14 protein-coding genes are annotated in these 19,955 nt (G+C 63.4%); 7 read left to right on the top strand and 7 right to left on the bottom strand.

Annotated elements, in window-relative coordinates; all coding sequences use genetic code 11:
• Positions 1-154 precede the first annotated feature (154 nt).
• Positions 155-2,035 carry a bifunctional tRNA (5-methylaminomethyl-2-thiouridine)(34)-methyltransferase MnmC2/FAD-dependent 5-carboxymethylaminomethyl-2-thiouridine(34) oxidoreductase MnmC1 gene (gene mnmC, locus EV679_RS04175; protein WP_130486566.1) on the bottom strand — a complete coding sequence of 627 codons (1,881 nt, stop codon included), beginning with the start codon at positions 2,033-2,035 and terminating at the stop codon, positions 155-157.
• Positions 2,036-2,118: 83 nt separating this feature from the next.
• On the opposite strand from mnmC, the gene EV679_RS04170 reads away from it, so the two are divergent.
• The 4 genes from EV679_RS04170 (at position 2,119) to mgtE (ending at position 6,581) form a co-directional block, all read left to right on the top strand.
• Positions 2,119-3,021, top strand: coding sequence for an inositol monophosphatase family protein (locus EV679_RS04170; RefSeq protein WP_068367759.1), 903 nt, complete (start codon positions 2,119-2,121; stop codon positions 3,019-3,021).
• Positions 3,018-4,226 (top strand): M20 aminoacylase family protein, encoded by a 1,209-nt coding sequence (locus EV679_RS04165; protein WP_130486565.1) that lies wholly within the window; start codon positions 3,018-3,020, stop codon positions 4,224-4,226. The genes EV679_RS04170 and EV679_RS04165 overlap by 4 nt, the downstream gene beginning before the upstream one ends.
• 430 nt (positions 4,227-4,656) lie before the next feature.
• A complete protein-coding gene (locus EV679_RS04160; RefSeq protein ID WP_083969357.1) occupies positions 4,657-5,094 on the top strand; it encodes an acyl-CoA thioesterase in 438 nt (145 codons plus the stop codon).
• Between the two features lie 23 nt (positions 5,095-5,117).
• Positions 5,118-6,581 carry a magnesium transporter gene (gene mgtE, locus EV679_RS04155; protein ID WP_068366999.1) on the top strand — a complete coding sequence of 488 codons (1,464 nt, stop codon included), beginning with the start codon at positions 5,118-5,120 and terminating at the stop codon, positions 6,579-6,581.
• Between the two features lie 562 nt (positions 6,582-7,143).
• On the opposite strand, the gene secA is transcribed toward mgtE, so the two are convergent.
• Both secA and EV679_RS04145 read right to left on the bottom strand, forming a co-directional pair.
• Positions 7,144-9,855, bottom strand: a complete 2,712-nt coding sequence (gene secA / locus EV679_RS04150; RefSeq protein WP_130486564.1) for a preprotein translocase subunit SecA — start codon at positions 9,853-9,855, stop codon at positions 7,144-7,146.
• A gap of 50 nt (positions 9,856-9,905) precedes the next feature.
• Positions 9,906-10,889, bottom strand: a complete 984-nt coding sequence (locus EV679_RS04145; protein ID WP_068367763.1) for a M23 family metallopeptidase — start codon at positions 10,887-10,889, stop codon at positions 9,906-9,908.
• 59 nt (positions 10,890-10,948) lie between these two features.
• On the opposite strand from EV679_RS04145, the gene EV679_RS04140 reads away from it, so the two are divergent.
• On the top strand, positions 10,949-11,428 hold the full coding sequence (locus EV679_RS04140; protein WP_130486762.1) for a DciA family protein: 480 nt from the start codon (positions 10,949-10,951) through the stop codon (positions 11,426-11,428).
• Between the two features lie 191 nt (positions 11,429-11,619).
• Here the strand turns inward: EV679_RS04140 and lpxC are convergent, their stop codons facing one another.
• The 3 genes from lpxC to EV679_RS04125 form a co-directional block, all read right to left on the bottom strand.
• The gene (gene lpxC / locus EV679_RS04135; protein WP_068367004.1) at positions 11,620-12,546 is read right to left on the bottom strand and encodes a UDP-3-O-acyl-N-acetylglucosamine deacetylase; all 927 of its coding nucleotides are present in this window, start codon (positions 12,544-12,546) and stop codon (positions 11,620-11,622) included.
• 166 nt (positions 12,547-12,712) lie between these two features.
• Positions 12,713-13,192, bottom strand: a complete 480-nt coding sequence (locus EV679_RS04130) for a barstar family protein (protein WP_068367006.1) — start codon at positions 13,190-13,192, stop codon at positions 12,713-12,715.
• Positions 13,193-13,667: 475 nt separating this feature from the next.
• Positions 13,668-15,959: an NADP-dependent malic enzyme gene (locus EV679_RS04125; protein ID WP_068367008.1), complete on the bottom strand. Its 2,292-nt coding sequence runs from the start codon at positions 15,957-15,959 to the stop codon at positions 13,668-13,670.
• Between the two features lie 204 nt (positions 15,960-16,163).
• On the opposite strand from EV679_RS04125, the gene EV679_RS04120 reads away from it, so the two are divergent.
• Complete coding sequence (locus EV679_RS04120; RefSeq protein WP_068367010.1) at positions 16,164-17,330, top strand: pyridoxal phosphate-dependent aminotransferase; 1,167 nt, start codon at positions 16,164-16,166, stop codon at positions 17,328-17,330.
• Positions 17,331-17,440: 110 nt separating this feature from the next.
• On the opposite strand, the gene EV679_RS04115 is transcribed toward EV679_RS04120, so the two are convergent.
• On the bottom strand, positions 17,441-18,229 hold the full coding sequence (locus EV679_RS04115) for a lytic transglycosylase domain-containing protein (protein WP_068367022.1): 789 nt from the start codon (positions 18,227-18,229) through the stop codon (positions 17,441-17,443).
• 143 nt (positions 18,230-18,372) lie between these two features.
• Between EV679_RS04115 and EV679_RS04110 the strand changes: the two genes are divergently transcribed.
• The gene (locus EV679_RS04110; RefSeq protein ID WP_130486563.1) at positions 18,373-19,917 is read left to right on the top strand and encodes a UbiD family decarboxylase; all 1,545 of its coding nucleotides are present in this window, start codon (positions 18,373-18,375) and stop codon (positions 19,915-19,917) included.
• Positions 19,918-19,955: the final 38 nt, after the last annotated feature.

Genomic DNA, 19,955 nt, shown 5'->3' with positions numbered 1-19,955 from the left:
CGCTATGGCCGCCATCCCCTGCATCGGTATGCAACGCCGATCGCCCCCATCAGCCCCCCCGTCAGCCCTCCCATTGGCCGGCACATCCTCCTGCGCCATTCCGCCCTGATCACGCCTGCCCATAGCGTCACGCATCCGCGCATCAATGCGCCGCCTAAGGCCGTATGGCTTCCAACAGGTCCCGCTCCAACGGCAGGGGCTCGCCTTCCAGGCTGGCCGCCACCACATCGCCAGCCAGCGCGGCCCAGGAGAAACCCCGGGAACCAAACGCAGTCGCTACCCAGGCATCCGGCAATTGCGGCACGGGACCGAGTACCGGCAAGCGCCCTGGTACGACCGCACGCCAGCCAGCCCAATCTCCACCCCACCAGTCTTCTGCTCCATCTGTCGTCGCCAGGCCGGTATCAGCCAGCATCGCCGGCATTTTTTCTGCGATGGCCAGACGCCGAGCCGTTTGGGTCCAGGTCGCTTTGCCTTCCTCATATGTGCTGCCCAACACGCAGCGGCCAGCAAGCGCGGGCAGCACATAGCCCTCGGCCCCCAGCACGCAGGATGGCCCGCCGGCCAGGCGGCCAGACGGCCAGGAAGCAATCGCGCCCCCCGTCGCTTGCACGGTGGCCAGCCGGGGGGCCGCGTCAGCAGGCAGGCCGGTTTGTTGCAGCAATGGCCATGATGCCACCGCGCTCGTCATTATCAGCACCGCCCCCACTGCCAGCACCTGCCCGGCAGCATCCTGCGCCTGCCAGCCGTCGGTGCCATGCCGCAAAGCCGCAACACTGGCCTGCACGTGCCGGATACCCGGGAATGCCAGCAACGCGCCCAGCAGTTGCGGCGGGCGCACCAACATACCGGAGGCGAAATACACCCCGCCCTGACTCAGGTGCAGACCAGCGCACTCACTGGCTTCGTCCTGCTCCATCCAGCGCACCCAATCCGCCGGGAAGTCCAGCGCAGCCAGCGCGTCCCTGGGATCACCAGCCCGCCCTTCCAGGCGCTGCATCTGCAAGGCGCCGCAACGCAAAGGCGCAGCGTCTCCCGCCAATGCAGACCAGCGCGCCCAGGTGCGCAGGTTGCCGGCACGCGCCAGCCTGGCGCGCGGGTTGTCGTCGCGCGCAATCAGGGGCACACAGGCCGCTGCGGTGTGCCCCTGATGCACACCTCCATCCCGCACGGCCATCGGGTCCACTACCGTCACCTGCCAGCCCCGCAACGCCAGGGCATGGGCCATGCCGGCACCCGCCGGGCCGCCCCCGATCACCAGTGCGGTACGCGGTCCGCCATGGGCCTGCGGCAAGCGTGCCTTGCCAGGTGTGCGCAATGTTCTCCGCACCCCGGCCACCATATGCCGCTTGCCATGCAGGCCAGGTTTGCGCTCCACCAGGAAACCCGCATCTTCCATGGCCCGGCGCACATGCCCGGCGCTGCACCAGGTTGCCAGGGTTGCATCTGGCGCGGCCATGCGCGCCAGCCGGCGGAACAGGTGGGGCGACCACATTTCCGGGTTGCGTGCCGGGGAAAATCCATCGAAGAAATAGGCATCCACCCGCGCCTCCAGGCGCGGCGCCAATTCCAGTGCCTGCCCGAAACCCAGCGTCAGCGTCAGCGCGCCACCCTCGAACTCCAGCCGGTGCAAACCGGGCAGCGGATCCGGCCATTGTGCGTGCAACTGGGCGGCCAGATCCTGCAATTCGGGAGCCAGGCTGGCACGCCACATGGCCAACAGGCCCTCGCGTGTAAACGGATGGGCTTCAAGCGACACCACATGCAGGCGGCGACAACGGGACGGGTCGGCACGCCAAGCCTGCCATAACGCCAGGAAATTGCCCCCCAGGCCGAAACCCGTTTCACATACGACGAAGCGCTCACGCCCGGCCCAGCGCCCGGGCAGGCTGTTGCCAGCCAGAAACACATGACGCGCCTGCGCCAGGGACCCTTGCGCCGCGTGATAGATATCGCCATAGTCAGGGCTATAGGGCAGCCCGGCGGAATCCAGGTCCGGCCGGGCCGGCTTCAATGCTTGATACGAAGAAGACATGTAAAAGAGATAGACTCCTGCATGGAATAATGAATATTACTGCCAGCGACCGCGCTGGCCTGTTTCTCCTGGATGAGCGAAGCATGAAGACCTCCTTTCCCGACCTGCCGGATCTCCTCTCGCTGCGCGCCCTGAGCGAAGCCATAGATACCGCCGTCAGCGCCGCCCATGCGGGCGCCGCCATCCTGCAGGCGTATTCACACCGCCGCGGCGATCTGGTGATCGACCACAAGGCGCAGAACGACCTGGTGTCCCAGGCCGACCGCGAGGCCGAAGAGGCGATCATCAGCGTGCTGCGTGAACGCACGCCCGACTTCGGCATCGTCGCCGAGGAAACTGGCGGCCGTCCCGAAGGCAAGGCCACCTGGTGCATAGACCCGCTGGACGGCACGACCAACTACCTGCACGGCATTCCTCACTATGCCGTCTCCATCGCCCTGGTCGCGCACGACGACGTCAGCAGCGACGGCCAGGAGAACCCTATCGTCGCCGTGGTCTACGACCCCAATCGCGAAGAGCTGTTCACGGCCGTGCAGGGCATAGGCGCATGGCTCAATGGCCGCCGCATCAGTGTGTCGCGTTCGCCATCGCTGGATCAATCGGTACTGGCGACCGGCTTCCCGTTCCGCGACTTCTCCTTTGAAGCGCAGTACATGCCGATGCTGCACGACGCCATCCACTCGACCCGCGGCATCCGCCGCATCGGCGCGGCCGCGCTGGACCTGGCCTGGACGGCTTGCGGCCGCTTCGACGGTTACTGGGAAATGGGCCTGGCGCCCTGGGATGTCGCTGCCGGCACGCTGCTGGTGCGTGAAGCCGGCGGGCTGGCCGACGATATGTACGGACGCGAACCCTGGGCCCGTAGCGGTAATATCGTAGCTGGGAACAAAGCCGTCGCGCGCAGCCTGCAGGCGCTTGTCGCCCCCCATCTCGACCATGCCAGCCCGGCCAGCGGGCCCGGCGCATGCAACCAGGAACTGCCATGAACATCATTCCCGAGCTAAAAGACTGGCACGGTGAATTCCGCGATATCCGCCGGGACATCCATGCCCATCCGGAACTGAGCTACGAAGAAAAGCGCACCTCGGCGTTGATCCAGTCACTGCTGCAACAATGGGGCGTAGAAACCACCAGCGGCCTCGCCGGCACTGGCGTGGTGGGCACCATCCGCGGCAAACGCGGCAACAGCACCCGCGCCATCGGCCTGCGCGCCGATATCGACGCCCTGCCCATGCAGGAAGCCAACCAGTTCGGCCACGCCAGCACCTACGCCGGCCGTATGCATGCCTGCGGCCACGACGGTCATACCACCATGCTGCTGGCCGCCACGCGCTACCTGGCGCAGACGCGTGACTTCGACGGCGTCGTGCACGTCATTTTCCAACCTGCCGAAGAAGGCGGCGCCGGCGCCCGGCGCATGATAGAAGACGGCCTGTTCAAGCGTTTTCCGGTCGAAGCGGTCTTCGGCATGCATAACTGGCCGGGCCTGCCCGCTGGCGAATTCGGCGTGTGCGCCGGCCCCATCATGGCCTCCTGCGCCGAGTTCCAGATTCACATCGACGGCAAGGGCACCCATGCCGCCATGCCACACCTGGGCGTGGACCCGATCATGCCTGCCGTGCAGATCGCCCAGGCCCTGCAGACCATCATCTCGCGCAACCGCAATCCGCTGGATACTGCCGTGCTGAGCATTACCCAGATCCATACCGGCAGCGCGGACAACATCATTCCCACGCATGCCGTGGTAAGCGGCACCGTGCGCACCTACGCCGACAGCATGACTGACATGGTCGAACAGCGCATGCAAACCATCACGGAACAGATCGCCGCTGCATTCAATTGCGTCGGGCGATTGAAATTCCACCGCACCTATCCGGCCACCATCAACGACCCCGGCGAAGCCGCATTCTGCGCCCAGGCGCTCAAAAGCGTCGCTGGCGCGGCACATGTCAATGACGCGGTGCGGCCGTCCATGGCGTCGGAAGATTTCGCCTACATGCTGAGGGTGCGGCCTGGCTGCTACTTCTGGCTGGGCTCCGGCGACGGCAGCCACCGCAGCGAAGGCCACGGCGAAGGCCCCTGTCTGCTGCATAACGACAGCTATGACTTCAACGACGAACTCATTCCCGTCGGCGCCTCGGCCTGGGTGGGCCTGGCACAGCAACGCCTGGCTCAAGCCGAGCCGACCTGAGCTGCGCCCGCACAACAGCCCCGCGGCCTGAGCCCCGGGGCCAGGCCTGATCCTGTGATGCGCCAGGCGCCCCGGGGTCGGAACCGATGTCTTGGTCCGTCTCCCCCGCTGCCCCTTCCGGGCCTACCACCGGCCCGGACCCTGCACCCCCTTTCCCATCCTCGCCGTATTACCGAAACACGCTACCAACATACCAACCCTCGCCCCAAAGGCCTCATGGGGGCTATCATCATGGTTTTCCCGCTACGCCGCCGGAGTCCTGCTGACAGGACAGCGAAGGTGGCGCATGCCCTGGCATGGCAGCTGGCACTGTTTTCCAGAAACAGCATCCGGCCTGTCCCGGCCCGTGCACAGCGCTCGCCCGAGACTGGCCTTTCCTGCATAATCGCCACCATTTTTCTCAATTGAGTCGACAAGGACTTCAGGCATCATGAGCATCACCCCCTCCCAGCAACCGGCGGCGCCCAATCCCGGCGTGGAAACCCTGCCCGACTGGCCCGAAGGCAAGCACGCCACCCTGCGCGTCGTTCCCATGCCGGCCGACGCCAATTACTACGGCGATGTTTTCGGCGGCTGGATCATGTCCCATATCGACGTGGCTGGCGCCATTGTGGCGGCCCAGCTGGCCCAAGGCCGCGTTGGCACCGTGGCGGTCAACGCCATGCAATTCCGCCAGCCTGTGGGCGTGGGCGACCTGCTCGCCTTCTATGCCGAGATCACCCGTGTCGGCACAACCTCGGTGACCGTGCGCGTCGATGTTTTCGCACAACGACGCCTCATCGGCGATATCGTCAAGGTCACCGAAGCGACGTTAACCTATGTCGCCATGGATGAAGCTGGCAAGAAACGCAAGCTGCCCACGGCCTGAACCCGCGTAGCAGGAACCCATTGATGACGATCGCCTCCAGTACTCCCCCCGCACCGCGCCGCCTGGACCCGGAAGACGCCCAGCTCGCCCTGCGCCAGGTACAGGATTTGCTGCGCCGGCAGCAACTGGTTTCCGAACTGGCCCATCGCCAATACGCCGAGAACGACCGCGCCGGCCTGATGGAAAACCTGCTGCACCGGCAGCACGATGCGGAAATCAAGCTGCTGGTGGATCAGCTGCATCCGGCTGATATCGCCTTCATCCTTGAGTCCCTGCCCAAGGATGAACGCCAGATCATCTGGAGCCTGGTGGATCACAGCCACGATGCGGACGTGCTGCTGGAAGTCGACGACTGGGTGCGTGAATCGCTGATTGAGGCGATGGACCGCCAGGATCTGGTGGCCGCCACCAGCGACATGGATGCCGACGAACTGGCGGATATCGCGCCCGACCTGCCGCCGGATGTCGTCGCGGAAGTCCAGAAGGGACTGACCGACGAGGAACGCGCGCGTCTGCTGACGGCCATGGGCTACCCCGAAGACAGTGTCGGCGCCATCATGGACTTCGAAATGGTGCGCGTGCGCGAAGACGTCACCCTGGAGGTCGTCCTGCGCTACCTGCGCCGCCTGGGCGAACTGCCCGACCATACCGACCAGATCTTCGTCGTCGACCGCCAGGACCGCCTGCAAGGCACGCTGCCCTTGACGCGACTGCTGGTCTCGGAACCTGAAACCGATGTGCGCGACGTCATGAGCCCGGATTTCCTGGCGCTCAGCCCGACCGATTCCGATGCCGACGCCGCCGGCGCCTTCGAACGCTACGATCTGGTGTCCGCCCCCGTCACGGATGAACAAGGCAGACTCATCGGCCGCGTGACCATCGCGGATGTCGTGGACGTGATCCGCGAAGATTCCGATGAACAAGCCCTGTCACGCGCCGGGATGCAGGAAGAAGACATCTTCGCCCCCATGCGCGCCGCCATGCGCAACCGGGCGCCCTGGCTGCTGCTCAACCTCTGTACCGCCGCCATCGCTTCCATTGTTGCCTCGCGCTTTGAAGATACCGTCAGCCACATCGTCATCCTGGCCTTCCTCATGTCCATCGTCGCCGGGATCGGTGGCAACTCGGGCAATCAGACCATGACCATGATCATCCGCGCGCTGGCGGTCGGGCGCGTTACGCCAGACAACGTCTGGCGGCTGATCAAGAAAGAACTCAGCGTCACATTGCTGGTCGGGCTGTGCGGCAGCCTGGTCGCCGGGGGCTTCGCCTGGTTCATCTCCGGCGAAATATCCATTGCCCTCGTCATGATGGGCGCCATGGTCTGCAATATGCTGGTAGGCGCAGGCGTAGGGGTGCTGGTCCCCATGGTCCGTGCTCGCTTCGGCAAGGACCCGGCCCTGGGCTCTTCTGTGCTACTGACTTTCGCGACCGACAGTCTCGGCTTTTTCATCTTCCTGGGCCTGGCAACCATCTTCCTGGTCTGAGGCTCACACGCGGCCCCTGACCCGCCCAAGCCTTCCGGCGGCCAGCAAGCCTAGCGGAAGAGGTCTTGCTGGGTCGCTGCGTCGAACAACTGCTCGGTCCATTGCTCCAGTTTGGTCACGCTGGCCTCGGACAGGCAACGTTGACTGTCTGCGGATACTGCGCCAAATTTCCGTACCAGCAAGCTGATACTGACAGCAGGTTTAAGTGATTGATATTTCCGGCCGCCGAGAGCTGATCCGAAAGCATCCGGGCCAGGTAGAACATATTGCGCAAAGGCCACTGGGGGTAGCGGTCGCACACTGTATTGATCAAGTCGGAAAGCAAGTGCAACTGCCGCGTAAACAGGGTCTTGAATACCAGGTCATGACTGAGCGCCAGCCCTCGCGTCGGCGGCAAACTTGTACCCAATCGCAGGCTTGCCTCCTGTCGTCCTGACACCTGCATTCAGACACGGTCCGAAAACAAAAAGGCGTGAAACAGGCCATTGCCTATTTCACGCCCCTTATCCGATAGCCCCTGCTACGAAGGGCTGTCAGTGCAGCCTGCCAGCCTTTAGCCGACTCAGGCCAGCTTGCCGTGGCACTGCTTGTATTTCTTGCCACTGCCACAAGGGCATGGATCGTTGCGGCCCACCACAGGCACATCCGCACCAGCAGCGGCAGCCTCGTCGACCTTTTCGCCGCCAGCCTCATATTGCGCATTGCGCACCTGGGCATCCGGCTCGGTCTGAACGACCTGCTCGGCCTGTTCCGGCGACTGGATACGCACCGTCATCAATACCTTGACGACTTCATTGCGCACGCGGTCCAGCATGTCTGAGAACAGTTCGAAGGCTTCGCGCTTGTATTCCTGCTTCGGATTCTTCTGGGCATAGCCGCGCAGGTGAATCCCCTGGCGCAGGTGATCCAGCGCCGAAAGGTGCACACGCCATTGCATATCCATGGCCTGCAACAGGATGGAACGCTCGAACTGGCCCCAGCTTTCGGCGCCCACGCGTTCAATCTTGCCGTGGTACACCGCACGGGCCGCTTCCAGGACGTCAGCCAGGATCTCTTCCTCGCCGTAGTCAGCCTGCTTCTCGAGCTTTTCCGCCAGCGGCAATTGCAACTGCCATTCGGCTTCCAGCACGTTCTGCAGGCCTGTGATGTTCCATTGCTCTTCCAGCGTGCCATGCGGCACATACTGGGCGACCAGTTCCTGGAACGTGGCGTCACGCAGGTTATCGACCATCTCGGTCAGGGAGTCCGATTCCAGCACTTCATTGCGCTGGGCGTAGATCACCTTGCGCTGGTCGTTGGCGACGTCGTCGTACTCCAGCAGCTGCTTGCGGATATCGAAGTTGCGCGCTTCGACCTTGCGCTGCGCGGTTTCGATGGAACGCGACACCATTCCGGCCTCGATGGGCTCACCTTCCGGCAGGCGCAGGCGTTCCATGATGGCGCGCACGCGCTCACCGGCGAAGATGCGCATCAGCGGATCTTCCAGCGACAGGTAGAAACGCGAGGAACCCGGATCACCCTGGCGGCCGGCACGGCCACGCAGCTGGTTGTCGATACGGCGCGATTCATGGCGTTCAGTACCGATGATACGCAGGCCGCCGGCTTCCTTCACCTGGCGGTTGAGCGGCTCCCATTCGGTGCGCACGGCAGCAATCTGCTCAGCCTTGGCGGCTTCGGGCAGGCTGTCATCCAGCTGGATCAGGCCGATCTGCTTCTCGATGCTGCCACCCAACACGATATCGGTACCACGACCCGCCATGTTGGTGGCAATGGTGATGTGGCCCGGCTTGCCGGCTTCAGCAACGATTTCTGCTTCGCGGGCGTGCTGCTTGGCGTTCAGCACGCTGTGCGGCAGGCCGGCGGCCTTCAGGCGCTCGGAAATCAGCTCGGAGTTTTCAATGCTGGTCGTACCGACCAGCACGGGCTGGCCGCGCTCATGGCAATCGCGGATATCCGCGATGATGGCGTTGTACTTTTCTTCGTTGGTCTTGAAGACCTGATCGTTCTGATCCTTGCGAACCATCGGCCGGTTGGTCGGAATGATCACCGTTTCCAGGCCATAGATCTGCTGGAACTCGTAGGCTTCGGTATCTGCCGTGCCCGTCATGCCGCCCAGCTTGTCGTACATGCGGAAGTAGTTCTGGAAGGTGATCGAGGCCAGCGTCTGGTTCTCGTTCTGGATCTTCACGCCTTCCTTGGCCTCGACCGCCTGGTGCAGGCCGTCGGACCAGCGCCGGCCTACCATCAGGCGGCCGGTGAACTCATCAACGATGACCACTTCGCCGTCCTGCACCACATAGTGCTGGTCGCGGTGGAACAGGTTGTGCGCACGCAATGCTGCCATCAAGTGGTGCATCAGCGTGATATGACGCGGGTCGTACAGCGATTCACCTTCCGGCAGCAGGCCCAGGCGCGCCAGGATCTGTTCAGAATGTTCGTGACCGCTTTCGGACAGGTAGACCTGGTGGCTCTTTTCGTCCACCCAGAAGTCGCCTTCGGGTTCCGGCTCGTGCGGCTTGGGCTCGGATGCCATGCGCTTGAGCAACGGCGGCACGGCGTTCATGCCCACATACATCTGGGTATGGTCTTCGGCCGGACCGGAAATGATCAGCGGAGTCCGGGCTTCGTCGATCAGAATGGAATCGACTTCGTCGACGATGGCGAAGAACAGCTTGCGCTGACGCTTGTCGTCGGCGCGATATTCCATATTGTCGCGCAGGTAGTCGAAACCGAATTCATTGTTCGTGCCGTAGGTGATGTCGGCACGATAGGCGGCGCGCTTTTCCTCGTTATCCTGCTGGGGCACGACAACGCCCACGGTCAGGCCAAGGAAATTGTAGAGGCGCGACATCTGGGCCGCATCGCGCCGCGCCAGGTAGTCATTGACCGTCACGACGTGTACGCCCTGGCCTGCCAACGCATTGAGGTAGACCGGCAAGGTCGCCATCAGCGTCTTGCCTTCGCCAGTGCGCATTTCGGCGATCTTGCCATCATGCAGGGCCATGCCACCCATCAACTGGACGTCGAAGTGGCGCATGCCAAAGACACGGCGGCCGACTTCGCGCACCACGGCAAAAGCCTCAGGCAACAGGTCATCCAGCTTGGCGCCATCGGCCAGGCGCTTCTTGAATTCCGGCGTTTTGGCCGCCAGCGCTTCATCGGACAGCGCCTTGATGGAATCTTCCAGCGCATTGATTTGCGCCACCTGGCGCCGGTACTGCTTGAGCAGCCGATCATTGCGGCTGCCAACGATTTTTTTCAGCAGAGAAAGCATGCGAGTGGGGACACAGTTAGCGGACTCGCCGCACAAGGAAACAGCCCAGTTTAACGCAGTCGGGCCGACTTATTCCCGGCTTCGTCCAAAATACCCGCCAAAGTGCTTTGAGATGCATTCGCAGCCAGGAACAGCTTGGGGTCCAGCGCCTGTCCCGCCATCCGCACTTCGAAATGCAAATGGGGGCCGGTGGAGCGCCCGGTCGAGCCAACTTCCGCGATGGGCTGGCCCGGTGCGACGAGGTCGCCGGTTTTCACCAGCAGCTTGCGCGCATGCGCGTAACGCGTGATCAGGCCGTCGCCGTGGTCGATTTCCACCAGGTTGCCATAGGCATTGTGGTAGCGCGACTCGACCACCACACCGCCCGATGCTGCCACAATGGGGGTACCAGGAGGCGCGGCAAAATCCAGGCCTTCGTGCATGGACATACGGCCAGTCACAGGGTTACGGCGCCAGCCATAGGATGAAGACAGGTAGGGATATTTCTCAGCCAGCGGCTGGCGCGTAGGCAGCCGTGCCTTGTCCGCGCCCTGCCGCGTGAGCGCGGCATCGAGCACCGTATACATGCCGGACTGCTCTTCCAGCTTGCGCTGCAGTTCATCCAGCAGGCGGCCGATGTCCTCTGCGCTGTAGCGCGGCACCGTCGCCGCGCCATCGGTATCATCCATGACGCCATCGACCGGGCTCAGGGCGCCGCCACTGGCAGCGGCATGGAACTCACCTTCCGGCACACGCAGGCCAGCGCGGTTGGCCAGGCGCCTGCCCAGGCCGTCGAGCGTCGCCAGGCGCGCCTGAAGATCGCCGACCTTGCCGGCAAGCATGCCGACGTTGTCACGCAAAAATGCGGAATCCCGCAACACTTGTTCGGGCGGCATGATACCTTCACGCGGTACGCCCCCGCGCACGTCCCAGTAGCGCATGCCCAGCGCGCCCAGTGCCGCGGCCGCCACCAGTCCGGCCATCAGCAGCAGTGTCACGGGAAGGCCGCCCAGCACCCGCCGCGTCACCTCACCGCCGCTGCGGTGAACTATCATGATCTTCATTAAAGACTTCCCTTGAACCTTGCAGCCACTGTATGACCACCGCCAAGAACATGCGTTCCCGCACGACCGACAGCCGGATACAACATTGGCTGGATGCCAGCCCTGGCGGCTCCAGCATCATGGCCGTCGCCAAGCACCACATCCAGATACAGGAGGCGCTGCAAAAGATACTGCCGACCGCCCTGGGGGCGGTCTGTGAGGTTGCGCGCGCCGAACAGAACCGTCTGTTGCTGGCGGTTCCCAGTGCCGCCCACGCGGCAAAAATACGGCAATTGGCGCCCTCTATCAGCAGGACGCTCTGCGCTCAAGGCTGGAACCTTACAGAAATTAGCATCAGGATTCAAGCAGATTTGCGACAATTGAAGTCTCAATGGCAACGGCCCAAGCCCATGGCCCGCCCGCTGGACGCCTCTGCGCTGCAGGCTTTTTCCGAACTGCACCAGGATTTACAGCCCGGCCCGCTGGCCGATGCCGTCGCTCGCCTGCTGCGCCACCATGCGCCAGAAAAATCAGACGATTCCACCAACTGATCTCTCCCTGGCAGGCCAGCAGCGGCGGCTGGACACGCGTGTCCAGCACATCTGCCCCGCAAAAAACTGCCCCTGTGGCTGGTCAAGATCCAGCAACAGGGGCAGTGTGTTTCCGGCACCCGTTCGCGCCTGGCCTATCAGGCTTCAAGGCAGCCGCCCCGAGGCTGGGACACGCCGCCGCAACAGGGCAATCAGGCCAGCTTCCAGGCGCGCTGGAAGACAGGCGCACTTTCCGCTGGCTCTTCTTCGAAAGTGACGATTTCCCAGGCATCCTGCTGCTCCAGCAGGGCGCGGGAAATACGGTTGTTCAGTGCGTGACCCGACTTGCAGGCCACATAGCGCGCCATCAGCGGCTTGCCGATCAGGTAAAGATCGCCAATGGCGTCCAGGATCTTGTGTTTGACGAACTCGTCGTCATAGCGCAGGCCATCGTTGTTGAGCACACGGTACTCGTCCATCACGATGGCATTGTCCAGGCTGCCGCCCCGCGCCAGGCCGACGGCACGCAGGGCTTCCACATCGTTGACGAAACCAAAGGTGCGCGCACGGGCGATCTCGCGCGTGTAGGAATGGGTAGCGAAGTCGATTTCCGCGAACCCCGCCGTTGCGTCGATGGCCGGGTGATGGAAGTCGATGGAAAACGACATGGAGAAACCGTTGTAGGGTTCCAGGCGCGCCCATTTTTCATTGCGGCCTTCGCCTTCGCGCACTTCGACGGTCTTGAGCACGCGCAGGAATTTCTTGGGCGCTTTCTGTTCCTCGATACCAGCCGAGCGCAGCAGGTAGACGAAGGTACCGGCACTGCCGTCCATGATGGGCACTTCTTCGGCCGTCAGGTCGATATGGATATTGTCTATCCCCAGGCCGGCCAGCGCCGACATGATGTGCTCCACGGTGGAAACGCGCACATTGCCCTGCTGCAGCACGGATGCCAGGCGGGTATCACCGACCTGATCGGCCTGAGCCGGCAGATCGACCACTTCCGGCAGGTCTACGCGATGGAAGACGATGCCGGTATCAGGTGCCGCCGGACGCATGACGAGCTCTACCCGCAGGCCTGAATGCAGGCCAACGCCAGCGGTGCGTACGACATTTTTGATGGTGCGTTGACGGAGCATGATACGGACAGGAAAAAGATGAACCCGAAGCGGCACTGTCCTCGGACAGTGCCTTTCACGCTATTGTAACGCTGGCCAGGCCGCAGGGACAGGAACCTGACATTTATTGAAAAAGGAAACCACGCGGACCGGCGTCTGGTTGTACGACCCGGCCCGCCACACAGGCTTATTCTTCGTCACCGCCGGCCTGCGCGCTCCAGGACTGCGATCGTCCCGGCTCGGGGTCGGGATGGCGCCCGGCGTGCTCAATCACGAAAGCGAAGACTTTGCCGGTATCCGCCACGGCTTCGGCCACGTTTTCGCAGACGGTCTGGATTTCGCGCGCGTCGCCTTCCAGCGCCGGATCACCCGAATGCAGGCGGCGCAAATACAACAGCACGCCCTGGCGCTGCTCTTGCACCGTATCCGTCAGGCAGTCATAGAGACTGTCCATGTCATTGCCGAAGAAGACCGGGAAATCCACAGCCTTGGCAATGGCACGCAGCACAGCCGAACGACTGCGCGCGCGGTCGCAGTCGGCAACAAAGAAACCCAGGCCCTGTGCGGACGCGGCGGCCTCCAGGCCGGCGGCATCCGCCTTGCCCAGATCAATGGCACCCCCGCGCTGCAGCGCCTGCGCCAGACCGTTTGAAGGGGTCGAACTCATGTTTGCGTCTCCCTGAACAACGCAGTAACAGTCTCGCTAGGCCGCATCGTATCGGCATAGCGTAATCCAATCAATTCCCGGGTTTTCCCGGCAATACGCGGGGGACGAGCCTCCTGCCTGCCTCACCTGGAGACACGGCTGCCCCGGCTTGCCCCACCCATCCTGCACTGCGACGAGCAAGGCGGACAAAGCGCCGGATGCGACAGGCTGACAAAGCTGCACCGGACCGCGCGGGCGAAGAATACCGGATTTTTTTCCCGCCGTTTCATTTCCCGTGCATTTCGTTGTCACAACGCGATCCATCATTGCCTATCCAGACCCTGTCGCGCCGCCATGGTTCCCGCCAGAAACACCTTCGGCATGCAAAAACGGCGCCACTTCCGTTCTGGAAATGGCGCCGTCGGGCAGAGGGAACCAGCAGACCCGCCTGGCTGGCGGAGAACCGGCCACGGCAGCTCTGGTCAAGGAGAACACATCAGCGGCCGCTGTTGGCGTCCACGACTGTCAGCGCGGTCATGTTGACGATGCGCCGCACGGTCGAGCTGGAGGTCAGCACATGCACCGGCGCATTGGCGCCCAGCAGGAAGGGGCCGATGGCAATATTGCCGCCCGCGGCCGTCTTCAGCAGGTTGTAGGCAATATTGCCGGCATCGACGTTGGGGCATACCAGCAGATTCGCTTCGCCCGACAGCGTCGAGGAAGGCAGAATGCGCAGGCGCAGGCTCTCGTCAAGCGCGCAATCACCATGCATTTCGCCATCCACTTCCAGTTCCGGCGCACGTTCGCGCAACAGCGCCAGGGCTTCACGCATTTTCTCGCCGGACCGCGCACCGCCACCGCCGAAGTTGGAGCGCGACAGCAGCGCCACCTTGGGCACAAGCTTCAGGCGACGCATCTCTTCGGCAGCCGCCATGGTGAACTCGGCGATCTGCTCGGCGGTGGGATCATCGTTGACGTGCGTATCCACCAGCGCCAGCGCACGCGACTCCAGCAGCAGGATGTTCATGGCCGCATAGGTCTTGGCGCCCGGACGCTTGCCGATGACTTCGTCAATCAGCTGCAGATGGTTGCCATAAGAACCGACCGTGCCGCAAACCATGCCGTCGGCATCGCCCAGGTGCACCATCATGGCACCGATCAGCGTCAGGCGGCGACGCATTTCCACGCGCGCCATTTCCTTGGAAATGCCGCGCCGGCTCATGATCTCCCAATAGGTGCTCCAGTAGCGGTTGAAACGCTCATCGAACTCCGGATTGGTCACTTCGACGTCCACGCCCAGACGCAGGCGCAGGCCGAATTTTTCAATGCGGCTGGCCAGCACATTGGGACGGCCGATCAGGATGGGCTTGGCCAGTTTTTCATCGACCACCACCTGTACGGCGCGCAGCACGCGTTCGTCCTCGCCTTCGGCAAACACGATGCGGGTCTTGCCGCCCTCTGCCACCAGGCGCTTGGCCTCTGCAAAAGCCGGGCGCATGAAGGCGCCGGAGTGATAGACGAACTGCTGCAGCTGCGCCACGTAGCTGTCCATGTCGGCAATCGGGCGCCGCGCCACACCGCCGTCCATGGCGGCACGCGCCACGGCAGGCGCAATGCGTACCAACAAGCGCGGATCAAAAGGCTTGGGAATGAAGTATTCAGGGCCGAACGAGGTACCGTAGGAACCATAGGCTGCCGCCACCGTTTCATCCTGCTCTTCCTTGGCCAGGTCGGCAATGGCGTAGACTGCCGCCTTTTCCATGTCCAGGGTGATTGTGGTCGCGCCCACATCCAGCGCCCCCCGGAAGATGTAGGGGAAGCACAGGACGTTATTGACCTGGTTGGGGTAATCCGAGCGCCCGGTGGCGATCACCACATCATCACGCACCGCATGGGCATCCTCGGGCAGGATTTCCGGCTGCGGATTGGCCAGCGCCAGGATCAGCGGACGCGCAGCCATAACCTTGACCATATCGGGCTTGAGCACACCACCGGCCGATGCTCCCAGGAACACATCCGCACCGCCGATCACGTCGGCCAGCTTGCGGGCTTCGGTATCCTGCGCATAGCGCGCCTTGTTGTCATCCATCAGCACGGTGCGACCGGTGTAGACCACGCCTTCGATGTCCGTCACCCAGATGTGCTCGCGCGGCAAGCCCAGCTCGACCAGCAGGTCCAGGCAGGCCAGCGCCGCAGCACCGGCGCCGGAAGCTACCAGCTTGATATCCTTGATATCTTTGTCGACCACGCGCAGGCCGTTGATGATTGCGGCCGCCACGCAAATGGCCGTGCCGTGCTGGTCGTCGTGGAACACCGGGATGTTCATGCGTTCGCGCAGCGTGCGTTCGACGGTGAAACACTCCGGCGCCTTGATATCCTCAAGGTTGATGCCACCGAAGGTAGGTTCGAGACTGGCGATGATGTCGATCAGCTTTTGCGGATCGGACTCATTGATTTCGATGTCGAATACATCAATGCCGGCGAACTTCTTGAACAGGACCGCCTTGCCTTCCATGACCGGCTTGGAGGCCAGCGCGCCGATATTGCCCAGGCCCAGCACCGCCGAACCATTGGTGATGACGCCGACCAGGTTGCCTTTGCCGGTGAAACGGAACGCGTTGGCGGGATCCGCCACGATTTCCTCACAGGGAACCGCCACGCCGGGCGAATAGGCCAGGGCCATGTCCCGCTGATTGCTCAATTGCTTGGTCGGCACAACCGACAATTTGCCGGGACGACCTTTCTCGTGATAGTCGAGCGCGGTCTGACGCAGAGTATCGTTAACCATGGCGAATCCGAAAACCGTGTTGATGATAGGGATATACGGGGGCTCATTCTAGCCCCTTAACGCGGAAAGCGCCGCATTGCGCCACTTTCCCCCAACACGGCTGCCCTTGCCAGGTTGGCCAGACCCGCCGCGGCTCACTACAATCGTCCTTTTATGCCGGCCCCCTGGCTGGCAGCTGATCCGATTCTTCCGTTCAGGACCCACATGTCATCCCCCTCTCCCGCGCAGCGCACCCTGGATATCCAGCCGTTCCAGGCCATGGAAGTTTTCAAGCAGGCCCTGGCGCGCCAGGCTGCCGGCGCGGATATCATCAGCCTGGGCATAGGCGAGCCCGATTTCACTGCCCCCGAACCCGTGCTCGATGCGCTGATGCGTGCTGCGCGCGACGGCCGCAGCGGCTACACGCCGACACTGGGCATCCCGGCCCTGCGCGAAGCCATCGCCCGTTATTACGGTGAGCAACTGGGCGCGCCGGTCGATCCCGCACGCGTCGTCGTCACCCAGGGCGCCTCAGGTGCCTTGCTGCTGGCCGCGCTGACGCTCATCAATCCCGGCGATGAAATCCTGATGCCGGACCCCTGCTACCCCGCCAACCGCAATTTCATCAGCAGCGCTGGCGGCGTCTCGCGCCTCATTCCCTGCCATGCGTCGGAGCGCTACCAGCTTTCCGCTGCCAGCGTCGCTGCCAACTGGGGGCCGAAAACACGCGGCATCCTCGTGGCTTCGCCCAGCAACCCCACCGGCACGTCCATTCCACGCCCCGCGCTGGCCGAACTGCTGGAGGCCGTGCGCACCCGTGGCGGGCTGTCTATTGTCGATGAGATCTACCTGGGGTTGTCCTATGAAGCAGCACCGCGTTCGGCCTTGTCGCTGGACGATGACCTGATCATCCTGAACAGCTTTTCCAAATACTTCCACATGACCGGCTGGCGCCTGGGCTGGATGATCGTGCCGCAGCCGCTGGTAGCAGTGGTGGAGAAACTGGCATCCAACCTGATGATCTGCCCGCCCGCCTTGTCGCAATACGCAGCCCTGGCCTGCTTCGAGCCGGCATCGCTGGAAATTTTCGAAGCGCGCCGGGAAATCTTCAAGGCGCGGCGCGACTTCCTGCTGCCCGCCTTCGAACGCCTGGGCCTGCGGGTGGACGCCCGGCCTGATGGCGCTTTCTATATCTTCGCAGATATCAGCGCCCATGCCAGCGACAGCGCGGCCTTCTCGCGGCGGCTGCTCGATGAAGCCGGCATTGCCGCCGTCCCCGGGCACGACTTCGGCCCGACGCATGGCGCACGTGCCATGCGCTTTTCCTACGCGACGGCAACCGAAAAGCTGGAAGAAGCGGTCGCCCGCATCGGCACGATGCTGGGCCGTTGAGCCTGCCAGGCAACACCCGCCCCGGCTGTCAGCCTGCTTGAGTGTGCTGACAGCGGGGAAAGCCGGCAGTTTTTCCCTGCATCGCTTTCTGCCTGCGCCGTCGCCTTGGGTCAGCGCACCAGCGGAATGCCGGCCGCCAGCGCCAGGCGGCGGCGTTCGGCCAGTACGCGTGCGCCATAGCCGCCATCCGAAGGGCCGGTGGCCCCCACATAACAGGCCAGGCCGCCCTGCACCGAACCACGGCGGCGGATACAGTCGGACAGGATCATGCTGCCCACGTTGATGTTCACGACGGGATTGAGCGCTTGCGAAGGTCCACCATAGGGGTCGAGCTTGTCGCGGTGCACCCGCGTCATGACCTGCATCAGGCCCTGGGCACCAACCGAGCTTTCGGCCAGCGGGTTGTAGCGGGACTCAATGGCAATCACGGCCAGCAGGAGCAATGGGTCCAGTTCCTTTTCGTGGCCTACCCGGAAACTGGTCGCAACGACGCCGCCGGTGGCATCGTAGGCAACGCGGTACTTACGTGCGATATAGCTGCGCAGCGCATCCACCTGCCCGACGCTGACGCCCAGCTCGCGCATGATGTCTAGCGGCAGGGAGACATGGTTCAGCGCCGCCAGCCCTTGGCTGCTGCCGGCTGAGGCCACGCTCTGGCCCAATGCCTGGGCCGGGGAATGAGCAAAGGATTCGGATTCCAGCGGATAGATTTCCGCCAATACCGCCTGCTGGATACGTACCATCTGCTGGCGGACATCCGGCAACAGGGCGGTCAACAGGCCGGCGACCAGCACACCCAGCCCCAGATAACGGGTGCCGACACGGGTGAGTGCCCCCAGAGAACCATACGCGCTCTTCGCATACCGCCGCCAGCTCCCGGATTCAGGATCTGCGGACATGGTTAAACTCCATTAATAATATGCATGACATGCAAATCAAGCCTGGATGTTAACCTCTTTCCCCCGTACTCCCTGCCCGGAACGGCCATGGGTGACGGCGAGAAACGTTTTTTACATTCGGCTTCGTTCCATCGGGAGTCATCTTGAAGTATCGCGACCTCAGGGATTTCATTGCCCAGCTCGAACAGCGCGATGCGCTGCGGCGCATCAGCGCACCAGTTTCCACCCACCTGGAAATGACCGAAATCGGCGACCGCATCCTGCGCCAGGGCGGACCGGCGCTACTGTTCGAAAATGCGCGCCACAACGGCAGCAAGGCTGCCATGCCGGTACTGGCCAATCTGTTCGGCACGCCCCAGCGCGTGGCATGGGGCATGGGCGCGGAAGACGTGTCGGCGCTGCGTGAAACCGGCGAACTGCTGGCTTCGCTGCGCGAACCCGAACCGCCACGCGACCTGCGCGATACTTTTGCCAAGGTCGGCATGCTCAAGGCTGCGCTCTGGGATATGCGCCCAAGCAATGTACGCAGCCCGGCCTGCCAGGAAATCGTGCTGGAAGGCAATGATGTCGACCTCAACAACCTGCCCCTGCAGCACTGCTGGCCCGGCGATGCCGCGCCGCTGCTGACCTGGGGCCTGGTCATCACCCAGGGGCCGCGCGCCAAGCGCCAGAACCTGGGCATCTACCGCCAGCAATTGCTAGGACGCAACAAGCTCATCATGCGCTGGCTGTCGCACCGTGGCGGCGCGCTGGACTTCCGCGACCACCAACTGGCCAATCCAGGACAACCTTTCCCGGTCGCCGTGGCGCTGGGCGCCGACCCTGCCACCATCCTGGGTGCCGTCACGCCAGTTCCCGACAGCCTGTCGGAATACCAGTTCGCCGGACTGCTGCGCGGCGGACGTACCGAAGTGGCGTCGGCGCTGGGCAGCAAGCTGTCGGTGCCGGCACGCGCGGAAATCATTCTGGAAGGCCATCTGCTGCCCAGCAGCGACCCGCGCGCCATTGCGCCGCAGGTGCCCGAAGGCGCTCCGCCACCGCCCGACAGCGGCTATGAGATGGCGCTGGAAGGCCCCTATGGCGACCACACCGGCTATTACAACGAGCAGGACTGGTTCCCGGTCTTTACCGTGGATCGCATTACCATGCGCCGCGATCCGATCTATCACACAACCTACACCGGCAAGCCGCCAGACGAACCGGCCGTGCTCGGCGTGGCGCTCAATGAAGTGTTCGTGCCGCTATTGCGCCGGCAGTTGCCGGAAATCACCGATTTCTACCTGCCGCCCGAGGGCTGCAGCTATCGCCTGGCCATCGTTTCGATCCGCAAGCAGTATGCAGGCCATGCCAAGCGCGTCATGTTCGGTATCTGGAGCATCCTGCGCCAGTTCATGTATACGAAGTTCATCATCGTGGTCGATGAGGACATCAACATCCGCGACTGGAAGGAAGTGGTGTGGGCCATGACGACGCGCATGGACCCCGTGCGCGATGCCGTGCCAGTGGAAAACACGCCCATCGACTACCTGGACTTTGCCTCGCCTGTCTCGGGCATGGGAGGCAAGATGGGTTTCGACGCCACCAACAAGTGGCCTGGAGAAACCAGCCGGGAATGGGGCCGCCCCATCACCATGGACAAGTCGGTGCAAGAACGGGTCGACGCCATGTGGGAAACGCTGGGGCTGTAACAGCACCACCGCGACGTGGGCACCGGCTCGCCCTGCCC

The sequence above is a fragment of the Kerstersia gyiorum genome (assembly GCF_004216755.1).
Classification (GTDB): domain Bacteria; phylum Pseudomonadota; class Gammaproteobacteria; order Burkholderiales; family Burkholderiaceae_B; genus Kerstersia; species Kerstersia gyiorum.
This window is presented reverse-complemented; position numbering and strand designations above follow the sequence as displayed.